Source organism: Bacillus sp. Bvel1 (assembly GCF_014872755.1).
In the GTDB taxonomy this organism is placed as follows: Bacteria; Bacillota; Bacilli; order Bacillales; family Bacillaceae; genus Bacillus; species Bacillus velezensis.
This window is the reverse complement of sequence record NZ_JAAOBZ010000007.1, coordinates 736,712-755,336: the sequence shown is the minus strand read 5'-3', so window position 1 is coordinate 755,336 and position 18,625 is coordinate 736,712. Positions and strand designations below refer to the sequence as shown.

17 protein-coding genes and 1 other annotated feature are annotated in these 18,625 nt (G+C 47.9%); of the genes, 16 read left to right on the top strand and 1 reads right to left on the bottom strand.

Going from position 1 to position 18,625, the window contains the following annotated elements:
• Nucleotides 1-4 precede the first annotated feature (4 nt).
• The 7 genes from HAP68_RS13025 (at nt 5) to ysxE (ending at nt 7,983) form a co-directional block, all read left to right on the top strand.
• Nucleotides 5-835 (top strand): cytochrome c biogenesis protein, encoded by an 831-nt coding sequence (locus HAP68_RS13025; protein WP_003152629.1) that lies wholly within the window; start codon nt 5-7, stop codon nt 833-835.
• A 34-nt stretch (nt 836-869) separates the two neighbouring features.
• Complete coding sequence (gene hemC / locus HAP68_RS13020; protein ID WP_003152630.1) at nt 870-1,811, top strand: hydroxymethylbilane synthase; 942 nt, start codon at nt 870-872, stop codon at nt 1,809-1,811.
• Nucleotides 1,801-2,583: a uroporphyrinogen-III synthase gene (locus HAP68_RS13015; protein WP_024085661.1), complete on the top strand. Its 783-nt coding sequence runs from the start codon at nt 1,801-1,803 to the stop codon at nt 2,581-2,583. The genes hemC and HAP68_RS13015 overlap by 11 nt, the downstream gene beginning before the upstream one ends.
• A gap of 2 nt (nt 2,584-2,585) precedes the next feature.
• A complete protein-coding gene (hemB, locus tag HAP68_RS13010; protein ID WP_003152632.1) occupies nt 2,586-3,560 on the top strand; it encodes a porphobilinogen synthase in 975 nt (324 codons plus the stop codon).
• A 28-nt stretch (nt 3,561-3,588) separates the two neighbouring features.
• The gene (gene hemL, locus HAP68_RS13005; protein ID WP_003152633.1) at nt 3,589-4,878 is read left to right on the top strand and encodes a glutamate-1-semialdehyde 2,1-aminomutase; all 1,290 of its coding nucleotides are present in this window, start codon (nt 3,589-3,591) and stop codon (nt 4,876-4,878) included.
• A 132-nt stretch (nt 4,879-5,010) separates the two neighbouring features.
• A complete protein-coding gene (locus HAP68_RS13000; RefSeq protein ID WP_131242026.1) occupies nt 5,011-6,927 on the top strand; it encodes a LysM peptidoglycan-binding domain-containing protein in 1,917 nt (638 codons plus the stop codon).
• Between the two features lie 33 nt (nt 6,928-6,960).
• On the top strand, nt 6,961-7,983 hold the full coding sequence (ysxE, locus tag HAP68_RS12995; RefSeq protein ID WP_024085659.1) for a spore coat protein YsxE: 1,023 nt from the start codon (nt 6,961-6,963) through the stop codon (nt 7,981-7,983).
• Nucleotides 7,984-7,997: 14 nt separating this feature from the next.
• Here ysxE and HAP68_RS12990 read toward each other — a convergent pair whose 3' ends face one another.
• Nucleotides 7,998-8,189 carry a hypothetical protein gene (locus tag HAP68_RS12990; protein WP_003152639.1) on the bottom strand — a complete coding sequence of 64 codons (192 nt, stop codon included), beginning with the start codon at nt 8,187-8,189 and terminating at the stop codon, nt 7,998-8,000.
• A gap of 172 nt (nt 8,190-8,361) precedes the next feature.
• Nucleotides 8,362-8,583: a binding site (T-box leader), on the top strand.
• A gap of 58 nt (nt 8,584-8,641) precedes the next feature.
• Between HAP68_RS12990 and HAP68_RS12985 the strand changes: the two genes are divergently transcribed.
• From HAP68_RS12985 to mreD, 9 genes are all read left to right on the top strand, one after another.
• Nucleotides 8,642-11,284: a valine--tRNA ligase gene (locus HAP68_RS12985; protein ID WP_003152640.1), complete on the top strand. Its 2,643-nt coding sequence runs from the start codon at nt 8,642-8,644 to the stop codon at nt 11,282-11,284.
• A 58-nt stretch (nt 11,285-11,342) separates the two neighbouring features.
• Nucleotides 11,343-12,635: a bifunctional folylpolyglutamate synthase/dihydrofolate synthase gene (locus HAP68_RS12980; protein ID WP_024085658.1), complete on the top strand. Its 1,293-nt coding sequence runs from the start codon at nt 11,343-11,345 to the stop codon at nt 12,633-12,635.
• Between the two features lie 139 nt (nt 12,636-12,774).
• The gene (locus HAP68_RS12975) at nt 12,775-13,527 is read left to right on the top strand and encodes a prepilin peptidase (RefSeq protein ID WP_003152643.1); all 753 of its coding nucleotides are present in this window, start codon (nt 12,775-12,777) and stop codon (nt 13,525-13,527) included.
• 126 nt (nt 13,528-13,653) lie between these two features.
• Nucleotides 13,654-14,655, top strand: a complete 1,002-nt coding sequence (locus tag HAP68_RS12970; RefSeq protein ID WP_024085657.1) for an SPOR domain-containing protein — start codon at nt 13,654-13,656, stop codon at nt 14,653-14,655.
• A 140-nt stretch (nt 14,656-14,795) separates the two neighbouring features.
• Nucleotides 14,796-15,365, top strand: coding sequence for a Maf family protein (locus HAP68_RS12965; protein WP_014305513.1), 570 nt, complete (start codon nt 14,796-14,798; stop codon nt 15,363-15,365).
• Between the two features lie 31 nt (nt 15,366-15,396).
• Nucleotides 15,397-16,092 carry a RadC family protein gene (gene radC, locus HAP68_RS12960; protein WP_003152646.1) on the top strand — a complete coding sequence of 232 codons (696 nt, stop codon included), beginning with the start codon at nt 15,397-15,399 and terminating at the stop codon, nt 16,090-16,092.
• Nucleotides 16,093-16,183: 91 nt separating this feature from the next.
• On the top strand, nt 16,184-17,197 hold the full coding sequence (mreB, locus tag HAP68_RS12955; RefSeq protein WP_003152647.1) for a cell shape-determining protein MreB: 1,014 nt from the start codon (nt 16,184-16,186) through the stop codon (nt 17,195-17,197).
• 30 nt (nt 17,198-17,227) lie between these two features.
• Nucleotides 17,228-18,091, top strand: coding sequence for a rod shape-determining protein MreC (gene mreC / locus HAP68_RS12950; protein WP_003152649.1), 864 nt, complete (start codon nt 17,228-17,230; stop codon nt 18,089-18,091).
• Nucleotides 18,088-18,606, top strand: coding sequence for a rod shape-determining protein MreD (mreD, locus tag HAP68_RS12945; RefSeq protein WP_003152650.1), 519 nt, complete (start codon nt 18,088-18,090; stop codon nt 18,604-18,606). Before mreC ends, mreD begins: the two co-directional genes overlap by 4 nt.
• Nucleotides 18,607-18,625: the final 19 nt, after the last annotated feature.

The following is an 18,625-nucleotide window of genomic DNA, read 5'->3' as shown; positions in this document are numbered from 1 at the left end:
CTGTATGATTGATACAGCAATGGCAAGACTTAATGAAGCGACAATTGTTATTTATGCAGTAAGCGTCCTTTTTTACTTTATAGATTTTCTTCAACACAACCGGAAGGCTGGAAAAATAGCCTTCTGGTTGCTTTCTATTGTCTGGACTCTGCAAACTGTCTATCTTTCTTATTTCATGTGGCAGACGGGCAGATTTCCGGTCTTGAATATTACAGAGGCCCTTTACTTTTATGCGTGGGTGCTTGTCACGCTTTCACTTGTGGTCACGCAGATTCTGCGGGTTGATTTTATCGTGTTTTTCACGAATGTCATCGGTTTCTCGATGATTGCGATCCATACGTTTTCACCGACGGATCAGCATTCGGCCGCCTTTTCCGGCCAGCTGGTCTCAGAGCTTTTGGTCATTCATATTACAATGGCGATTCTGTCTTACGGCGCTTTTTCCCTTTCTTTTGTCTTTTCGCTTCTTTATCAGTTTCAATATTCTTTATTAAAGAAGAAAAAATGGGGAAAATGGCTGTTGAGAATTGAAGATTTGTCAAAACTTGATTATATGGCTTACGTTTTAAATGTCATCGGGGTTCCGATGCTGCTGTTGAGCCTGATATTAGGCGTGATCTGGGCGTATGTGTCGCTGGAAACGCTGTACTGGTTTGATTCAAAAGTGCTCGGCTCGTTTATTGTGCTGCTTTTATACAGCTACTATTTATATATCAGAATGATTAAGGAACTGCAGGGGAAAGTGGCGGCGTTATGGAATTCAGCATGTTTTCTCGTGCTGATGATTAATTACTTCCTGCTCGGAAGCCTGTCACAATTCCATTGGTTCAGTTAACGCACGCGCCCAAACAGATTCGGGAGGAAAGAAAATGAGAACGATTAAGGTAGGTTCCAGACGGAGCAAACTGGCTATGACCCAGACAAAATGGGTGATTAACAAACTGAAGGAATTGAATCCTTCCTATGACTTTGAAATCCGGGAGATTGTCACAAAAGGCGACCGCATCCTCGATGTTACACTGTCAAAAGTGGGCGGCAAAGGTTTGTTTGTCAAAGAGATTGAACAGGCGCTGCTGCATCAGGAGATTGATATGGCGGTTCACAGCATGAAAGACATGCCCGCCGTTTTGCCTGAGGGTCTTGTCATAGGCTGCATACCGAAACGTGAGGATCCGCGTGATGCGCTCATTTCAAAAGGGCATCAAAAGCTGGACGGCATAAAAGAAGGGGGCATCATCGGCACCAGCAGTTTAAGAAGAAGCGCCCAAATTCTTGCTGAACGCCCTGACCTTACAATTAAGTGGATCAGAGGCAATATCGATACGAGACTTCAAAAGCTTGAAACGGAAGATTACGATGCTATTATTTTAGCGGCTGCGGGGCTTTCGAGAATGGGCTGGAAAGATGATGTCGTATCGGAATTCCTCGAACCGGACCGCTGTCTGCCTGCGGTCGGCCAAGGCGCTCTTGCCATTGAATGCAGAGAGTCGGATGAAGAGCTTTTGAAGCTGTTTGCGCAATTTACCGATGAGTATACGCAGCGCACGGTGGCAGCCGAACGGGCTTTCTTACACGCGATGGAAGGCGGCTGCCAAGTGCCGATAGCCGGGTATGCGTCCGTCAATGACCGGGATGAGGTTGAATTGGTCGGTCTTGTCGCGTCTCCGGACGGAAAGACGATTTATAAAGAAACAGCGGCGGGACATGATCCGGAAGAAATCGGGAAACGCTGTGCGGCGATGATGTCTGAAAAAGGAGCCAAAGCACTAATCGACAGCGTGAAACAGGAGCTCGAACAGGATGGCAAATGACCTTCCTTTACAAGGAAAGACCGTGCTCGTCACCCGGAACAAAAGACAGGCAGCACCGTTTCGAAAAAAAGTGGAGGCGCTCGGCGGAACGGCTGTTTCCGCCTCTCTGATCGCTTTTCAGGAAGCGCTCCCGGATCAATGTGCGGACAGTCTGCGGGAAGACCTTTCTGAACCGGGCTGGCTTGTGTTTACAAGCGTAAACGGTGTCCGGTTCTTTTTTTCCTACCTTGATCAGCATGGCCTTGCGCTTCCGGAACGGAAAAAAATCGCAGCCGTCGGTGAAAAGACAGCGCGCGCCCTGAAAGAGCGGGGAGCCCGGACGGATGCGATGCCTGACGAGTATGTGGCGGAATGTCTGGCTGATACTTTAAAACGGCACGCATCAGCTGCCGAACCCGTTTCATTGATAAAGGGCAATTTATCACGCGATGTCATAAAAGCGGAGCTTGAGCCGCTTGGCTATCAAATAAGGGAATGGGTGTTATACAATACCATTCAGGATGAAAAAGGCATGGACGAGCTGAGACGGGCTGCATCCCGCTCTCATTTTGATTTTATTACGTTTACCAGTTCATCGGCGGTGCATACGTTTATGCACGCGGTCGGAGACGGAGAAAAAGCGTGGGAAAACAGCGGTGCGAGCTATATCAGCATCGGCCCTTTGACAGAGAAAGCGCTCTTGGAATACGGGATATCATCCCATGTGCCTGACACCTATACGATTGAAGGCATGCTGGACGTCATGTGCAGCATGTCGGGAAAGGATAGATAATGATGAATCAAACATTTAACAGACACCGCCGTTTGCGCGCGAACGCTGCGATGAGAGATCTAGTAAAAGAAACACGTCTTCACCCTTCAGATTTTATTTACCCGTTATTTGTCGTTGAAGGACTCGAAGGAAAAAAAGAAGTTCCTTCCATGCCGGGGGTTTATCATGTATCACTCGATTTGTTAAAGGATGAAATGGCTGAGCTGATATCGCTCGGCATTAAGTCGGTCATCGTTTTCGGCGTGCCGGAAGAAAAAGACGCCTGCGGAACCCAGGCTTTTCACGATCATGGCATTGTGCAGAAAGGGATTGCTGAAATTAAAAAGCATTATCCTGAAATGATCGTCATCGCTGATACATGTCTCTGTGAATACACGGATCACGGCCATTGCGGGGTCGTGAAAGACGGAGTAATCCTCAATGACGAGTCGCTTGAGCTGCTGGCGCAGACAGCCGTCAGCCAGGCTAAAGCCGGCGCTGACATCATCGCTCCTTCAAATATGATGGACGGTTTTGTCACAGTGATCAGGGAAGCGCTCGACAAAGAAGGATTCACGAATATTCCGATTATGTCTTATGCCGTGAAATATTCAAGTGAATTCTACGGCCCGTTCCGCGACGCGGCTGACAGCACGCCGCAGTTCGGTGACCGAAAAACATACCAGATGGATCCGGCCAACCGCCTGGAAGCGCTACGTGAGGCTGAATCAGACGCGGCAGAAGGCGCTGACTTTTTAATCGTCAAACCGTCTATGTCATACTTAGATATTATGCGTGATGTGAAAAACCGCCATCACCTGCCGCTGGTCGCATATAATGTGAGCGGGGAGTATTCCATGGTGAAAGCGGCAGCCCAAAACGGCTGGATTAAAGAAAAAGAAATGGTGCTGGAAATTTTAACGGGCATGAAACGTGCAGGAGCCGATCTGATTATGACGTATCATGCAAAAGACGCAGCGAAATGGCTTGCTGAGTAACGATTTCATTTGACGGGAGCTGAGGCAGATGAGAAGCTATGAAAAATCAAAAGCCGCTTTTAAAGAAGCGCAGAAACTGATGCCGGGCGGAGTGAACAGCCCGGTGCGCGCGTTTAAATCAGTTGATATGGACCCGATCTTTATGCAGCGCGGCAAAGGATCGAAAATTTTTGATATTGACGGCAATGAATATATCGACTATGTGCTGAGCTGGGGGCCGCTCATTTTGGGCCACACGAACGACAGGGTCGTTGAAAGCCTGAAAAAAGTAGCCGAGAACGGGACAAGTTTCGGGGCATCTACTGAAGTGGAAAACGAACTGGCCAAATTGGTCATTGACCGTGTGCCGTCTGTTGAAATCGTGCGGATGGTCAGCTCCGGCACAGAGGCGACAATGAGCGCCCTGCGTCTGGCAAGAGGATACACCGGCCGCAACAAAATTTTGAAATTTGAAGGCTGTTACCACGGCCATGGTGATTCGCTGCTGATCAAAGCGGGATCCGGAGTGGCGACACTCGGGCTGCCGGACAGCCCGGGCGTGCCGGAAGGAATAGCAATGAATACGATTACCGTTCCATACAACGACTTGGAAAGCGTTGCACTCGCATTCCGGGAGTACGGTGAAGATATTGCCGGGGTCATTGTTGAACCGGTAGCAGGGAATATGGGCGTTGTTCCGCCGCAGGAAGGCTTTTTACAAGGACTTCGCGACATTACGGAACAGTATGGCGCGCTGCTCATTTTTGATGAGGTCATGACCGGTTTTCGCGTGGATTATAACTGTGCGCAAGGGTATTTCGGCGTGACGCCTGACTTAACGTGTCTCGGCAAAGTCATCGGCGGCGGTCTTCCTGTCGGTGCGTATGGCGGAAAAGCTGACATTATGGAACGAATCGCGCCGAGCGGTCCGATCTACCAGGCGGGAACATTGTCTGGAAATCCGCTTGCCATGACAGCGGGACTTGAGACGTTACAGCAGCTCACACCTGAATCATACCAAGAATTTGTGAAAAAAGGCGATATGCTTGAAGAAGGCATTTCAAAAGCAGCTGCAGCACACGGCATTCCGCACACGTTTAACCGGGCGGGTTCAATGATCGGCTTCTTTTTCACCAATGAGCCTGTCATTAACTATGAAGCAGCCAAATCTTCTGATTTAAAGCTGTTCGCCAAGTATTATAAAGGGATGGCCGACGCAGGCGTATTTCTGCCGCCGTCTCAATTTGAAGGATTGTTTCTCTCCACTGCGCATACAATGGAGGATATTGAAAATACCATTCAAGCCGCTGAGAAAGTGTTCCAGGCGATCAGCCGCTGATACCGAAAAGCCGATGCAAGCAAGACTTGTATCGGCTTTTTTCAATGTCTCCATTATCATATTTTCCCGGATTGCGGCATACACCTTTAGTGACATCTAATTGTATGGATTAGATGAAAGGAGGATATGAACTTGCCGCATAATCACCGATTGCAATTTTCTGTTGAAGAATCAATCTGTTTCCAAAAAGGACAGGAAGTTTCTGAATTACTTTCGATTTCATTAGACCCTGACATCAGGGTGCAGGAAGTAAATGATTATGTCTCAATTAAAGGATCATTAGAACTTACTGGCGAGTACAACATAGATCACAGCAGTCATTTTGAAGAGCTTGATAGGGAGCTGAGGCATGTAGAGGAAGTGAGGGCGAGGGAGGATGGCACGGCCGAGCTCATTCATTGTTTCCCGGTGGACATCACGATTCCGAAAAATAAAGTGAGCCACCTCAATGATGTTTTCGTATTTATTGATGCCTTTGATTATCAGCTGACGGATTCAAGGATCTTAACCATTCAAGCTGATTTGGCAATTGAAGGGCTGCTTGAGGAATCCGAGCCGAAAGAGCCGGAGATCCCTTTGTACGTGGCGCCTGAATTTGCCAGAGAAGAAATGATCAATCTTGCCGGACATCATTCTGAGGACGAAAATGAACCAGAATTAATGATACGCCATGAGCCTGAAATACCTTTGACTGTATCAGAAGAAGCAGCACAAGAAACAGAGAAGAACGAGGAAGAAATCCCGCCTTTACTCAGGCAGGAGGAAGAAGAGCAGGAAGCAGCCCCGATTCTGAGGGAGCGGGAAGAAGAAAAGCAGGAAACAGCCCCGCTTCTGAGGGAGCAGGAAGAAGAGCAGGAAGCAGCTCCGATTTTGAGGGAGCGGGAAGAAGAAGAGCAGGAAGCAGCCCCGATTCTGAGGGAGCAGGAAGAAGAGCAGGAAACAGCCCCGCTTCTGAGGGAGCAGGAAGAAGAGCAGGAAGCAGCTCCGATTTTGAGGGAGCGGGAAGAAGAAGAGCAGGAAGCAGCCCCGATTCTGAGGGAGCGGGAAGAAGAAAAGCAGGAAATAGCCCTGATTCTGAGGGAGCAGGAAGAAGAGCAGGAAGCAGCTCCGATTTTGAGGGAGCGGGAAGAAGAAGAGCAGGAAGCAGCCCCGGTTTTGAGGGAGCAAGAAGAAGAAGAGCAGGAAGCAGCCCCGATTCTGAGGGAGCAAGAAGAGGTGCCTAAACCTGTTTCCTTTACTGAGCCTCCTCCTCCCGTTTCCTTCCAGCACGAAGAAGAGCCGGAAGAAGCTAAGGAGCCTGCAATCATGTCAGCTGTGAGGAATGAACCCGTATTTGAGGATGATTCAGCAGAAGTGCAGGAAGAGCCAAAAGATGATATCGAACCGGTTTTCCCTGCTTTCACTCTGACTCCGCATGCAGAAAAACCAAAAATTGCGGAACAGCCCTTTCTTCAAAAAGAAGAGCAGCCAGAGGCCGAGCCGCTTCTCCGTCAGAGCGATCATAAGGCGGCAGAAGACGAAGATGAGCCTGTGGTTTTTCAAGAAGAGCAGGCGCCCGTTTATCGCGAGTTCGTTCCGGAACGGCAGGAAGAGGAGTTTTACAGCGCTCCTAAGCTGCTTGAAGAAGAGGCTCATGATGAAGAAGGGTTTGAAATTGAGGTAAGGAAGATGGCGCCGCCGGAGGAGGAAACCGGGAAGCCTCTCGATTTGTCTTTTCAGTTTTCCAAACTGCCGCCTGAGGAGCCGGCGAAAGCTGAACAGCCTGAGCCGCTTAAGCCTGAAAGAAAGAATGAAGAAGCGGCACCGGGAACCGAGCAGAAGGAAAATGACAACTCTCATTACTTGACAAAATTATTTACAAGGGAAGAAGAAAAGTTTTCAAGAATGAAAATTTGTATCGTGCAGCAGCAAGATACAATCGACCGGGTGTGTGAACGATATGACATTACATCCCAGCAGCTCATCCGAACGAATGCTTTATCGTTTGATGACGAGCTTGAGGAAGGTCAGCTTCTGTATATACCTGAATATAATAACAGCCATGTGTAAGCACAAAGAGGCCGTAAAAATGTGGTGAATGGAATGGAAGCAGTCCAATCAGTGCTTCAGGAATACGGGCTGACGGCTGAGTATATTGAGCCTGTCAGCCCGCATGTTTGGAAGGTCTACTCAAACTACGGCATTTTTGCTTTGAAACAGCTCAAGCCGGCCCGCAGCAGTGAATTTACGGATCTTATGATTGAGATTGAGGAGAAAGGCTACCGATCATTTGTGCCGATCTGCCGCACGTATGCCGGCGATTTTTTTGCAGGGAGACAGACGGAGAATTCTTATTATTTAATGCCTTGGCTTCAGTACGATCAGGAGGAAGAACAGGACCAAAAACATGTTTACCTTTTTAAAGAGGTCGCGAAGCTCCATTCTGCGACTGTGCGGGACATCCAAATCCGGACTGAAGATATCAGCGGCTTTTATGAAGCAACGAAAAGAGATTGGGAAAATGATAAGCTTGTCTATGAACAATTCGCCGACCGGGCGGAAAAAGAGTGGTACCTTTCACCTTTTGAACTGCAGGCCGTTACGTATCTTACAGAAACGGTTTCCGCCGTCAATTTTGCTCTGGAACGTCTGGAAGAATGGTTTGACGCGGCAAAGGATCATGACAAGACGAGAGCGGTGATCAACCACGGCAGTTTATCGAGCCGCCACTTTCTGTATAATGATGCGGGATCGGGCTTTTTCACGAATTTCGAGAAAGCTGCGCTGGGCCCTCCGCAAAATGACCTGCTCGGCTTTTACTCCAGAATGTTCAGAAGCTATCCGAAAGCATGTCCGGAATGTCTGGACTGGTTTTATACGTATCACAAATCATTCCCGCTCCGTGAAGCGGAAATCAGTCTGTTTCTCAGCTATATGGCTTATCCGTCCGCCATGTACAAAGTGCTGAAACGGTATCAGACCGGCCAAAGGGGCTCTGAAAAAGAAGAGTGCACGCAATTATTAAGAGCGTTTTGGCAGATGAAAAATGTTGAGCCTTTTCTCATGAAGGTTCATCAGATTGAGCGGGAGAAAAAAATAAAAGCGGAAAACGAGTCCTCTTCATAACGGGACTCGTTTTTTTATATCCATTCCAAATGCAGGGCGCACGCTAAAAACAGCAGGATGGCAAGCAGCAGGACATCAAAAGTCGTCGGAAAGAAAATCGTCCTGATCCCCTGAAAGATCGTAATCGGGATAATGACTTGCACGGATACAAGGCGGACCTGTCTGGCCCACTGGGGGAGCGAATAAGAATTGAATTTTTTTCTCACGGGCAATTCCTCCTCACATTCGCCTTTCTATGTATCGTATGTAAGGGGAAGAGCGGGGTGCATGCCCATTTATGTATGACGGCAGCGGTTTTTGGAAAAGATGATTGACGAATCAAAAACACTTTTACTATAATAAAGAACATAATAAATAAGATCATGAGCTGATATAAATACACCTGCTTTGAACGGGAAGAGTACAAGAAAGACGCATGAAGAGAGAGAAGCTACTGTGCTGAAAGGCTTCTTATGCCGTCTCATTGGAAGGTCGCCCGGGAGCATAATTTCTTGAACATACAGTAGAGAAATTCGGGCCGCACCCGTTATCCGTTTAAGTGCATGAACAAATCTGTTCATGAAAAAAGGTGGTACCGCGAAAGAGCTTTTCGTCCTTTATCAGGATGAAGGCTCTTTTTTAGTTGCTCAGCCATTTCTAAACATGCTGGAGGGTTATCATGGATACAAACGAACAAACAATGCCGACAAAATATGATCCGTCTGCGATTGAAAAAGGCCGCTATGATTTTTGGCTGAAAGGAAAATATTTTGAAGCGGGCGGCGATCAAACGAAACAGCCGTATTCTGTCGTCATTCCGCCGCCGAATGTGACGGGCAGGCTGCACCTCGGACATGCGTGGGATACGACGCTGCAAGATATCGTTACGCGTATGAAACGCATGCAGGGCTATGACGTGCTCTGGCTTCCGGGCATGGACCACGCCGGCATCGCCACTCAGGCAAAAGTCGAAGCGAAACTCCGCGAACAGGGCACAAGCCGTTATGACCTCGGCCGTGAAAAGTTTTTAGAAGAAACGTGGAAGTGGAAAGAAGAGTATGCTGATTTCATCCGCAGCCAATGGGCCAAGATGGGACTCGGACTCGATTATTCACGTGAACGTTTTACTCTTGATGAAGGGCTGAACAAAGCCGTGCGTGAAGTCTTCGTCAAGTTGTACGAGAAAGGCTTGATTTACAGAGGCGAATATATCATCAACTGGGACCCTGCCACAAAAACGGCTTTATCCGATATTGAAGTGATTTACAAAGACGTACAGGGCGCGTTTTATCATTTGCGCTACCCGTTAGCAGACGGTTCAGGCTCAATTGAAATCGCGACCACCCGTCCGGAAACGATGCTTGGCGACACGGCTGTCGCGGTTCATCCTGAAGATGAGCGCTACAAGCACTTAATCGGCAAAACGGTGATTCTGCCGATTACAAACCGTGAAATTCCGATTGTCGGCGATGATTATGTTGATATGGAATTCGGATCAGGCGCCGTTAAAATCACGCCTGCCCATGACCCGAATGACTTTGAACTCGGAAACCGCCACAATTTAGAGCGGATTCTCGTCATGAATGAAGACGGAACAATGAATGAAAAAGCGCTGCAATATAACGGCATGGACCGGTTTGAATGCCGTAAAAAACTCGTCAAAGATCTTCAGGAATCCGGCGTTCTCTTTAAAATCGAAGACCATATGCATTCTGTCGGCCACAGTGAGAGAAGCGGCGCCGTTGTTGAGCCGTACCTGTCCACACAATGGTTTGTCAAAATGCAGCCGCTGGCCGATGCTGCGGTTGACCTTCAGGCAAAAGAAGAGAAGGTTCACTTCGTTCCTGACCGTTTCGAGAAAACGTACCTGCACTGGATGGAAAACATCCGTGATTGGTGTATTTCCCGTCAGCTGTGGTGGGGCCACCGCATCCCGGCTTGGTATCATAAAGAAACAAAAGAAGTGTACGTCGGCCTTGAGGCGCCTGAGGACAGCGAAAATTGGGAGCAGGATTCAGACGTGCTTGATACATGGTTCAGCTCCGCGCTTTGGCCGTTTTCTACAATGGGCTGGCCTGATGAAAACGCTGAAGACTTTAAGCGGTATTACTCAACCGATGTACTTGTAACGGGATATGACATCATTTTCTTCTGGGTATCCCGGATGATTTTCCAAGGTCTTGAGTTTACCGGCGAGCGTCCGTTCAAAGACGTGCTGATTCACGGCTTAATCCGTGACGAGCAGGGCAGAAAAATGAGTAAATCCCTTGGGAACGGCGTGGACCCGATGGATGTCATCGACAAGTACGGAGCGGATTCCCTGCGCTACTTCCTGGCAACCGGAAGTTCACCGGGACAGGATCTCCGTTTCAGCTATGAAAAAGTGGAATCCACATGGAACTTCGCAAATAAAATTTGGAACGCCTCCCGTTTTGCATTAATGAACATGGACGGCATGACGTATGACGAGCTTGATCTGTCCGGTGAAAAATCAGTTGCTGATAAGTGGATCCTCACAAGACTGAATGAAACGATAGAAGACGTGACACAGCTTGCGGATCGTTATGAATTCGGTGAAGTCGGACGCCACCTGTACAACTTTATCTGGGACGATGTGTGCGACTGGTATATCGAAATGGCGAAGCTTCCGCTGTACGGGGAAGATGAAGCGGCGAAGAAAACAACCCGGTCTGTTCTGGCATACGTGCTTGACCAGACGATGCGTCTTCTTCACCCGTTTATGCCATTCTTAACGGAAGAAATCTGGCAGCACCTTCCTCATGAAGGCGAGTCAATCACGATCAGCTCTTGGCCGGTTCCGGTGCCGGAACATACGGATAAAGAGGCAGCGGCGGATATGAAACTGCTCGTTGAATTAATCCGTTCTGTCCGCAATATCCGGAGCGAAGTCAACACGCCGATGAGCAAGCAGGTTGAACTTTACATTAAAACATCTACCGAAGACATTGCCGGCCGCCTTGAGAAGAACCGTTCTTACGTTGAACGCTTTACGAATCCGAGCACGCTGAAAATCGGGACGGATATCGCTGCGGCAGACAAAGCGATGACAGCTGTCGTCACCGGAGCGGAAGTCATTCTGCCGCTTGAAGGGCTGATTAACATTGATGAGGAGATCGCCCGTCTGCAAAAAGAATTCGACAAGCTGACAAAAGAAGTCGAACGCGTTCAGAAAAAACTCGGCAACGAAGGATTCATTAAAAAAGCTCCTGAGCATGTCATTGAAGAAGAACGCGGAAAAGAGAAAGACTACACGGCAAAACGCGAAGCTGTCCGGCAGCGGATTGCAGAGCTGAAAGGCTGATAAAACAGCGGGGCGGTTTCCTAAGAAACCGCCTTGTCGTATAAAAGAGGGGATTTCATTGTTTAATACGTACAAAGAAGCGATCAGCTGGATTCACGGCAGACTCAAGTTCGGCGTTAAGCCGGGCCTTCTCCGTATGGAAAAGCTGATGGAAAAACTGGAACACCCGGAAAAGAACATTCGCGCCATTCATGTGGCGGGCACAAACGGCAAAGGATCAACCGTTTCTTTTATCCGTTCCGTCCTTCAAGAAGCCGGTTATACGGTCGGCACGTTCACATCGCCTTACATGATTACGTTTAATGAGCGAATCAGCGTCAACGGCACGCCGATTACCGATGAGGAATGGAGAACGCTCGTTAATGACATAAAACCGATAGTCGATGAGCTTGATAAGACCGATGCCGGAACGGTGACGGAATTTGAAATCATTACAGCGTGTGCATTTTTATATTTTGCGAAGCGGGCTGATATCGATTTTGTCATTTTTGAAGCGGGGCTCGGCGGCACATTTGATTCAACCAATATTGTGAAACCGCTTCTGTCGGTCATTACAAGTATCGGACATGACCATATGGCCATTTTAGGCAATACCATCGAGGAGATCGCCGGGCAGAAAGCCGGTATTATTAAAAATTCCATTCCGGTCATTACGGGCGTCAATCAGCCGGAAGCACTCGGCGTTATTGAAGCGGAAGCCGAAAAAAAGCAGGCTCCGTATCAGTCACTATATAAAACGTGCAGACTGTTTAATGAAGCGGCGCTTCCGTCCGGCGAAAGCTTTTCGCTGGAAACAGAAACGAATTGCTATGAAAACATTCAAACGTCGCTGATCGGCATTCACCAAAGGCAGAATGCGGCATTGGCGATATTGGCCGCTGAATGGCTGAATCGCCTGGAGGCCGCAGTCATTTCAGAAGAAGCGATGCGAAACGGCCTGGGAAAAGCTTCCTGGCCGGGCCGGTTTGAACGTCTTCAAAGCCGCCCTTTAGTGTTTGCGGACGGCGCCCATAACGAAGAGGGTGTTGAAACGCTGACAGAAACGATCCGGCAGCGCTTTGCCGGTAAAAACGTCCATGTCGTATTCAGCGCATTAAAAGACAAACCGTATCAGGAAATGATTAAAAAGCTTGAAACCGAAGCGGATTCCATTCACTTTGTATCATTTGACTTTCCGCGTGCTTCAAGCGCCGAAGCCCTTTACAATGCAAGCAGTCTTGCATCTAAGAGCTTCGATGAGAACCCGGACAGTGTGAAAGAATGGATAGAACAAAAAGACGGGGCGGATGATGTCATCATCATTACCGGCTCCTTATATTTTATTTCAGAGATGAGAAAGCGGCTTATCTGACAGCCTCTCGGATGCCCGGCAGACCATTTTCCGGTTTTGCCGGGTGTTTTTATGCTGAAAATATATTTTCAGCCATTTCAGTCATGGTGTTTTTCTTTGCTATAATCTGAGCCAGATTGATAGTAAAGGTGTGGTCTGAGTGCTTTTAATTCTGTTTTTTCTCGGCTTGATTTTCGGTTCTTTTTTTTATACAGCAGCGTGCCGTATCCCGCTGCGAATCTCGGTTATTTCGCCGCGTTCATCCTGTTCGTTTTGCCGCTTGCCGCTCTCCTGGGGGGAGCTTGTGCCCGTCGTCTCCTATATTCTGCAAAGAGGCAGATGCAGAAACTGCCGTGCGAAGCTGTCGGTTATGTATCCGGCGGCGGAATGCTGGACGGCGTGTTTATTCACGGCTGCAGGCATTCATTTCGGTTTCTCAAAAGAACTGTTAGTCGCGCTGTTATTTCTGTCTCTCCTCATGATTGTTACTATGACGGATCTGCAATATATGCTGATTCCTGACAAAGTTCTGCTGTTTTTTCTTCCGCTTTTCATCGCCGGCCGAATGTTTTCTCCGCTGGATTCATGGTATGCAGGGTTTGCCGGAGCCGTTTGCGGATTTTTTCTGCTTGTTTTTATCATGTTTGTCAGTAAAGGAGGCATCGGCGCAGGTGATGTGAAACTGTTTGGGGTGATCGGCCTGACGCTCGGCGTGAAGCTCGTGCTCATTGCATTCTTTCTTTCCGTTATGATCGGAGCGGTATACGGTATGTGCGCTGCAGCCCGGGGCAGTCTTGGTAAAAAGCAGCCATTTCCGTTTGCGCCGGCCATCTCAGCCGGGAGCGCTTTGAGTTATTTATACGGTGATGAGCTGTTTTCGTTTTACATCAAGCTCGCTTCAGGCGGGGCTTGAAAAATTTGGCGAACGTTTTTTGGACAAGACGACAAAAGTCTTGTTCTTTTTTTTTTCGCCTATGCTAAAGTGTGAACCATGATCAGTTCAAGGTACGGCCAAGACGAATGCAAGGGGGAAGAGACGTTGAAAAAAAGGAAGAGCAAAAAGCACAGCAAAGCTAAAAACAATGCCCTTAAAGTAACCATTAACGGACAAGAAGAAACGATGTATGGACAAGAAGATGTGAATGAAGGCGGGGAGAAGACCGTCACATTTTCCAATTGGGAAGAAACAAAAAAGGCGGAACAGGAGACCGCCGCTTCCCATGAAGATCCGAAAGAAGAAGATTTCAATTGGGATCATGAGAAGAATTCTGAGGTATTTGAAGATGACCCGAAAGTCGTTCCGCCATACCAGAAGAAAAAAACAGGCCCTCATTTTCCGAAAAAAAAGCAGCCGTCTTCTCCAGTTAAAAAAGCGGTCACGACAATTGCCGTTGCGGCTGTTTTAGGCACCGGGCTCGGCCTTGTCGCCTTAAATATGTCGGGAAGTAAAGAAGCCTCCGCTCCGGCATCAGCTGACAAAGGTTCACAAGGGCAGACGGTGAAAGCGGGAGATGTTTCTAACGGCAAATCTGAAACAGCCGGCACAGGAGATGCGGAATCTTCAGCGGGAAACTATAAAACATATGCGGTGCAGGCCGGAAAATTTTCATCAGAAAAAGGAGCGCAAACGCTTGTTGACCAGCTGACTGAAAAAGGATACTCGGCCGTCTCTCTGGCAAAAGAAGACGGATACACATACGTGATCGCCGGGCTTGCAGCGGAAAAAAGCTTATCACAGCAATTGGGTCAGACACTGATAGACCATGATTTTGAGGCTTGGGGCGGAAAAGAGCTCAGCTTTGCGGTCGATTCAGGGCTGGAAGACTCTTTTAAACAGGCATCTGAGCTCTCCGCCAAAGCGATTACCGGCAAAAATCTTTCAAAAACGGAAGTGGCTGAAGCGGCAAAAGCGGCAGACGGCGCAGACGCCGCTGACAAAAAGCAGAAAGAGGCCGTGCTTCAAGCGCTGAAAGAACTGGAAACGTCGGGTTCGGAATCCGGCTGGAAAGCCCAAAAAGAGCTATTAAGTGTTGTAAAATAGTATCTCATTTCCCGTCATCCGGCGGGATTTTTTATTTTGTCATCAAAAAGTTATTTTTCTGAAATTGTGGTTGCCCGTTTGATTTGGTAGGATAGACAAGTATCTTTTTTTCTTAAGCAAACCCTGAAAGGATGACAACCATGACAAAACGCTTAATACTCGCATCACAATCTCCGCGAAGAAAAGAACTCCTTAATCTTCTTCAGATTCCTTACAGCATTATTGCGAGCCGCACAGAAGAAAAATTAAATCGAAACCTTTCGCCGGAAGAAAACGTCCAATGTTTGGCCGAGCAAAAAGCTAGTGCTGTATTGGCCGAAAATCCCGATGCAGTCGTTATCGGGGCTGACACGATGGTGTGCATAGACGGCGAGTGCCTCGGCAAACCGCGTGACAGGGAAGAAGCGGCACAGATGCTGCGGAGGCTTTCCGGCCGAAGCCATCAAGTCATTACGGCGGTCAGCATTCAGACGCGTGACCGGAAAGAAACATTCTGTGACACAACGGAAGTGACGTTTTGGCCGCTCAGTGAAGACGACATACAGCTCTACATTGAAACAAAAGAACCGATGGATAAAGCAGGTGCATACGGCATCCAAGGAAAAGGCGCGCTTTTAGTGAAAAAAATAGACGGTGATTTTTATTCTGTCGTCGGGCTTCCTGTCGCTAAAACAATGAGAGCCTTGAAAGAATTTAATATAAAAGCTTGATGTTCAAACCGGGAAGGGGAACAAGGAGGGGTTGATCATCCGTGATCTGCCGTTAAAATTAAGAGATTTCCCCGAAAAAGAAAAACCGAGAGAGCGGCTTCTGCACTTCGGAGCCGAACATCTCTCTAACAATGAATTGCTCGCCATCCTGCTGCGGACGGGAACGAAACATGAGTCCGTCATGAACCTCGCTCACCGGCTGCTGCGGACGTTTGACGGGCTGCGCCTGTTAAAAGGCGCCTCTGCCCAGGAGCTTTCCAGCATTCCGGGAATCGGAACGGTGAAGGCCGTTCAGATTCTTGCCGCAATTGAGCTGGGGAGCCGCATTCATAAGACATCCGCCGGGGAGCATTGCGTCATCCGCTCTCCGGAAGACGGGGCGAAGTATGTGATGGAGGATATGCGCTTTTTAACCCAGGAGCATTTTGTCTGTTTATATTTAAATACCAAAAATCAAGTCATTCATAAACGCACCGTTTTTATCGGAAGTCTGAATTCATCTATTGTCCACCCGCGGGAGGTGTTTAAAGAAGCTTTCAAACGATCCGCCGCGTCCTTCATTTGCGTTCATAATCATCCTTCAGGAGATCCTACACCGAGCAGGGAAGATATAGAGGTAACCAGGCGGCTTTTTGAGTGCGGAAATTTAATCGGCATCGAGCTGCTGGATCATTTGGTCATTGGTGATAAAAAATTTGTGAGTTTAAAGGAAAAAGGATATTTGTAACACTTTTTTTTTCGTTGATTTAAGATATAATAGATTTTATGAGTTTTTCCCTTTAGGGTATTTTTGCTTTAAGAAAGGAAGATACATACATATGTTCGGAATTGGTACAAGAGACCTTGGTATAGATTTGGGAACCGCGAATACGCTTGTGTTTGTTAAAGGTAAAGGAATCGTAGTGAGAGAGCCGTCTGTCGTTGCTCTGCAAACGGATACGAAGTCAATCGTTGCGGTCGGTAACGATGCGAAAAACATGATCGGAAGAACTCCGGGCAACGTGGTTGCGCTCCGTCCGATGAAAGACGGCGTTATCGCTGACTATGAAACAACTGCGACAATGATGAAATACTACATTAATCAGGCTGTGAAAAATAAAGGATTGTTTGCGAGAAAGCCGTACGTTATGGTGTGTGTGCCGTCAGGTATTACGGCCGTTGAAGAACGGGCGGTCATCGACGCGACAAGACAAGCGGGCGCACGTGACGCTTATCCGATTGAAGAACCGTTTGCGGCAGCAATCGGTGCGAATCTTCCGGTATGGGAGCCGACGGGCAGCATGGTCGTTGATATCGGCGGCGGAACAACTGAAGTGGCGATCATTTCTTTAGGCGGCATTGTCACGTCTCAGTCAATCCGCGTAGCCGGTGACGAAATGGACGACTCAATCATCAGCTATATCAGAAAAACATATAATCTGATGATCGGTGACCGTACGGCGGAAGCCATTAAAATGGAAATCGGTTCAGCAGAAACCGGTGAAGAAAATGCGTCAATGGAAATCCGAGGCCGCGATCTTCTGACAGGTCTGCCGAAAACGATCGAAATCACGGGAACGGAAATTGCAAATGCACTGCGTGATACAGTTCTCTCAATCGTTGATGCGGTGAAGAGCACGCTTGAAAAAACACCGCCTGAGCTGGCCGCTGACATTATGGACAGAGGTATTGTATTAACAGGGGGAGGCGCCCTGCTCCGCAATCTCGACAAAGTCATCAGCGACGAAACGAAAATGCCTGTTCTTATCGCTGAAGATCCGCTGGATTGTGTTGCGATCGGCACTGGAAAAGCACTGGAGCACATCCATCTTTTCAAAGGAAAAACAAGATAATCAGGAGTTAAATAGAAGAGGTGTATCACGATGCCGAACAAACGGTTAATGCTATTACTTCTGTGTATTATCATATTGGTGGCTATGATTGGATTCTCGCTGAAGAACGGCCGTAATACCACCTGGCCTGAAAAGCTGATCGGTGATACGACGGGAGTATTTCAAAACATTTTTCACACGCCTGCCGAATATTTTGCAGGGTTCTTCGGGGACATAAAAGACCTGAAAAACACGTACAAAGAAAACGAACGCTTAAGACAAAAGCTGGACGGACAGACACAATATGAAGCGAAGCTCCAAGAACTCAAAGATGAAAACAAGAAGCTGCGTGATGAACTCGGGCATGTCAAATCAATTTCCGACTATGATCCGATTTTAGCGACCGTTATCGCCAGAAACCCTGATCAATGGTACAAGCAGATCATGATCAATAAGGGAACGAAGCACAAAGTGGCCAAAGACATGGCTGTCACGAACGAAAAGGGTGCGCTGGTCGGGAAGATCAAAAGCAGCGGACTCAACAGTTTCACATCCGCCGTTCAGCTGCTGAGCGATGTTGACCGCAATAACAGAGTGGCCACCAAAATCTCCGGCAAAAAGGGAAGCAAAGGCTACGGTTTAATTGAAGGGTATGATAAAAAGAAACAGACCCTGAAAATGACCATCCTTGAACCGGATGAAAAACGTGAAGTGAAAAAAGGCGACCTCGTGGAGACCTCCGGAACGGGCGGCGTATTTCCTCAAGGGCTGACGGTCGGCGAAGTGACCGATGTAGAATCAGATGCTTACGGCCTGACGAAAATCGCTTATGTGAAACCGGCTGCCGACTTGTACGATCTTGACCATGTCATCGTCGTGAACCGAAGCGTAGCAACAGGGGAGGAAGGATCGTGAAACGTTTCCTTCTCCCTTTGATTATGATTTTGGTCTTTTGTGCGGAAAGTATCTATACCGATCTGGTGCGTTTTCCTTTCGTTTCCGTCGAGCAGCAGGTCGTTCCGCATTTTCTTTTGCTTGCGCTGATTTTTATGTCGGCTTATATCAACCAAAAGCATGCGGTGATCTACGGTTTCATTTTCGGATTTCTTTATGACATCAATTATACGGGTGTTTTAGGCGTTTATATGTTTGGTTTTGCCGGATTATGCTATCTGGCGGCCAAAGCGTTTAAAGTGCTGCAGACAAACGCCCTGATGGTCATTCTGGTCGCGGTGCTGAGCGTATGTGTGCTTGAATTTTACGTCTACGGCATTCAGACGTTAATCCGCAGCGGCACTATGACGTTTAACGATTTTGTCATTCAGCGGTTCTTGCCGACCGCTTTGCTGAATATCGCGGGAGCCGTTATATTAGTCCTGCCCTTCAGGCTGTTTTATATAAGTCTGAAGAAAGAATTAAGAGATGAGTAAAAAGGATTTTATCTTTTTT

Coding starts and splice junctions, on each gene's coding strand:
- HAP68_RS13025 (WP_003152629.1), top strand. CDS start 5: ATGATTGATACAGCAATGGCAAGACTTAATGAAGCGACAATTGTTATT.
- hemC (WP_003152630.1), top strand. CDS start 870: ATGAGAACGATTAAGGTAGGTTCCAGACGGAGCAAACTGGCTATGACC.
- HAP68_RS13015 (WP_024085661.1), top strand. CDS start 1,801: ATGGCAAATGACCTTCCTTTACAAGGAAAGACCGTGCTCGTCACCCGG.
- hemB (WP_003152632.1), top strand. CDS start 2,586: ATGAATCAAACATTTAACAGACACCGCCGTTTGCGCGCGAACGCTGCG.
- hemL (WP_003152633.1), top strand. CDS start 3,589: ATGAGAAGCTATGAAAAATCAAAAGCCGCTTTTAAAGAAGCGCAGAAA.
- ysxE (WP_024085659.1), top strand. CDS start 6,961: ATGGAAGCAGTCCAATCAGTGCTTCAGGAATACGGGCTGACGGCTGAG.
- HAP68_RS12985 (WP_003152640.1), top strand. CDS start 8,642: ATGGATACAAACGAACAAACAATGCCGACAAAATATGATCCGTCTGCG.
- HAP68_RS12965 (WP_014305513.1), top strand. CDS start 14,796: ATGACAAAACGCTTAATACTCGCATCACAATCTCCGCGAAGAAAAGAA.
- mreB (WP_003152647.1), top strand. CDS start 16,184: ATGTTCGGAATTGGTACAAGAGACCTTGGTATAGATTTGGGAACCGCG.
- mreC (WP_003152649.1), top strand. CDS start 17,228: ATGCCGAACAAACGGTTAATGCTATTACTTCTGTGTATTATCATATTG.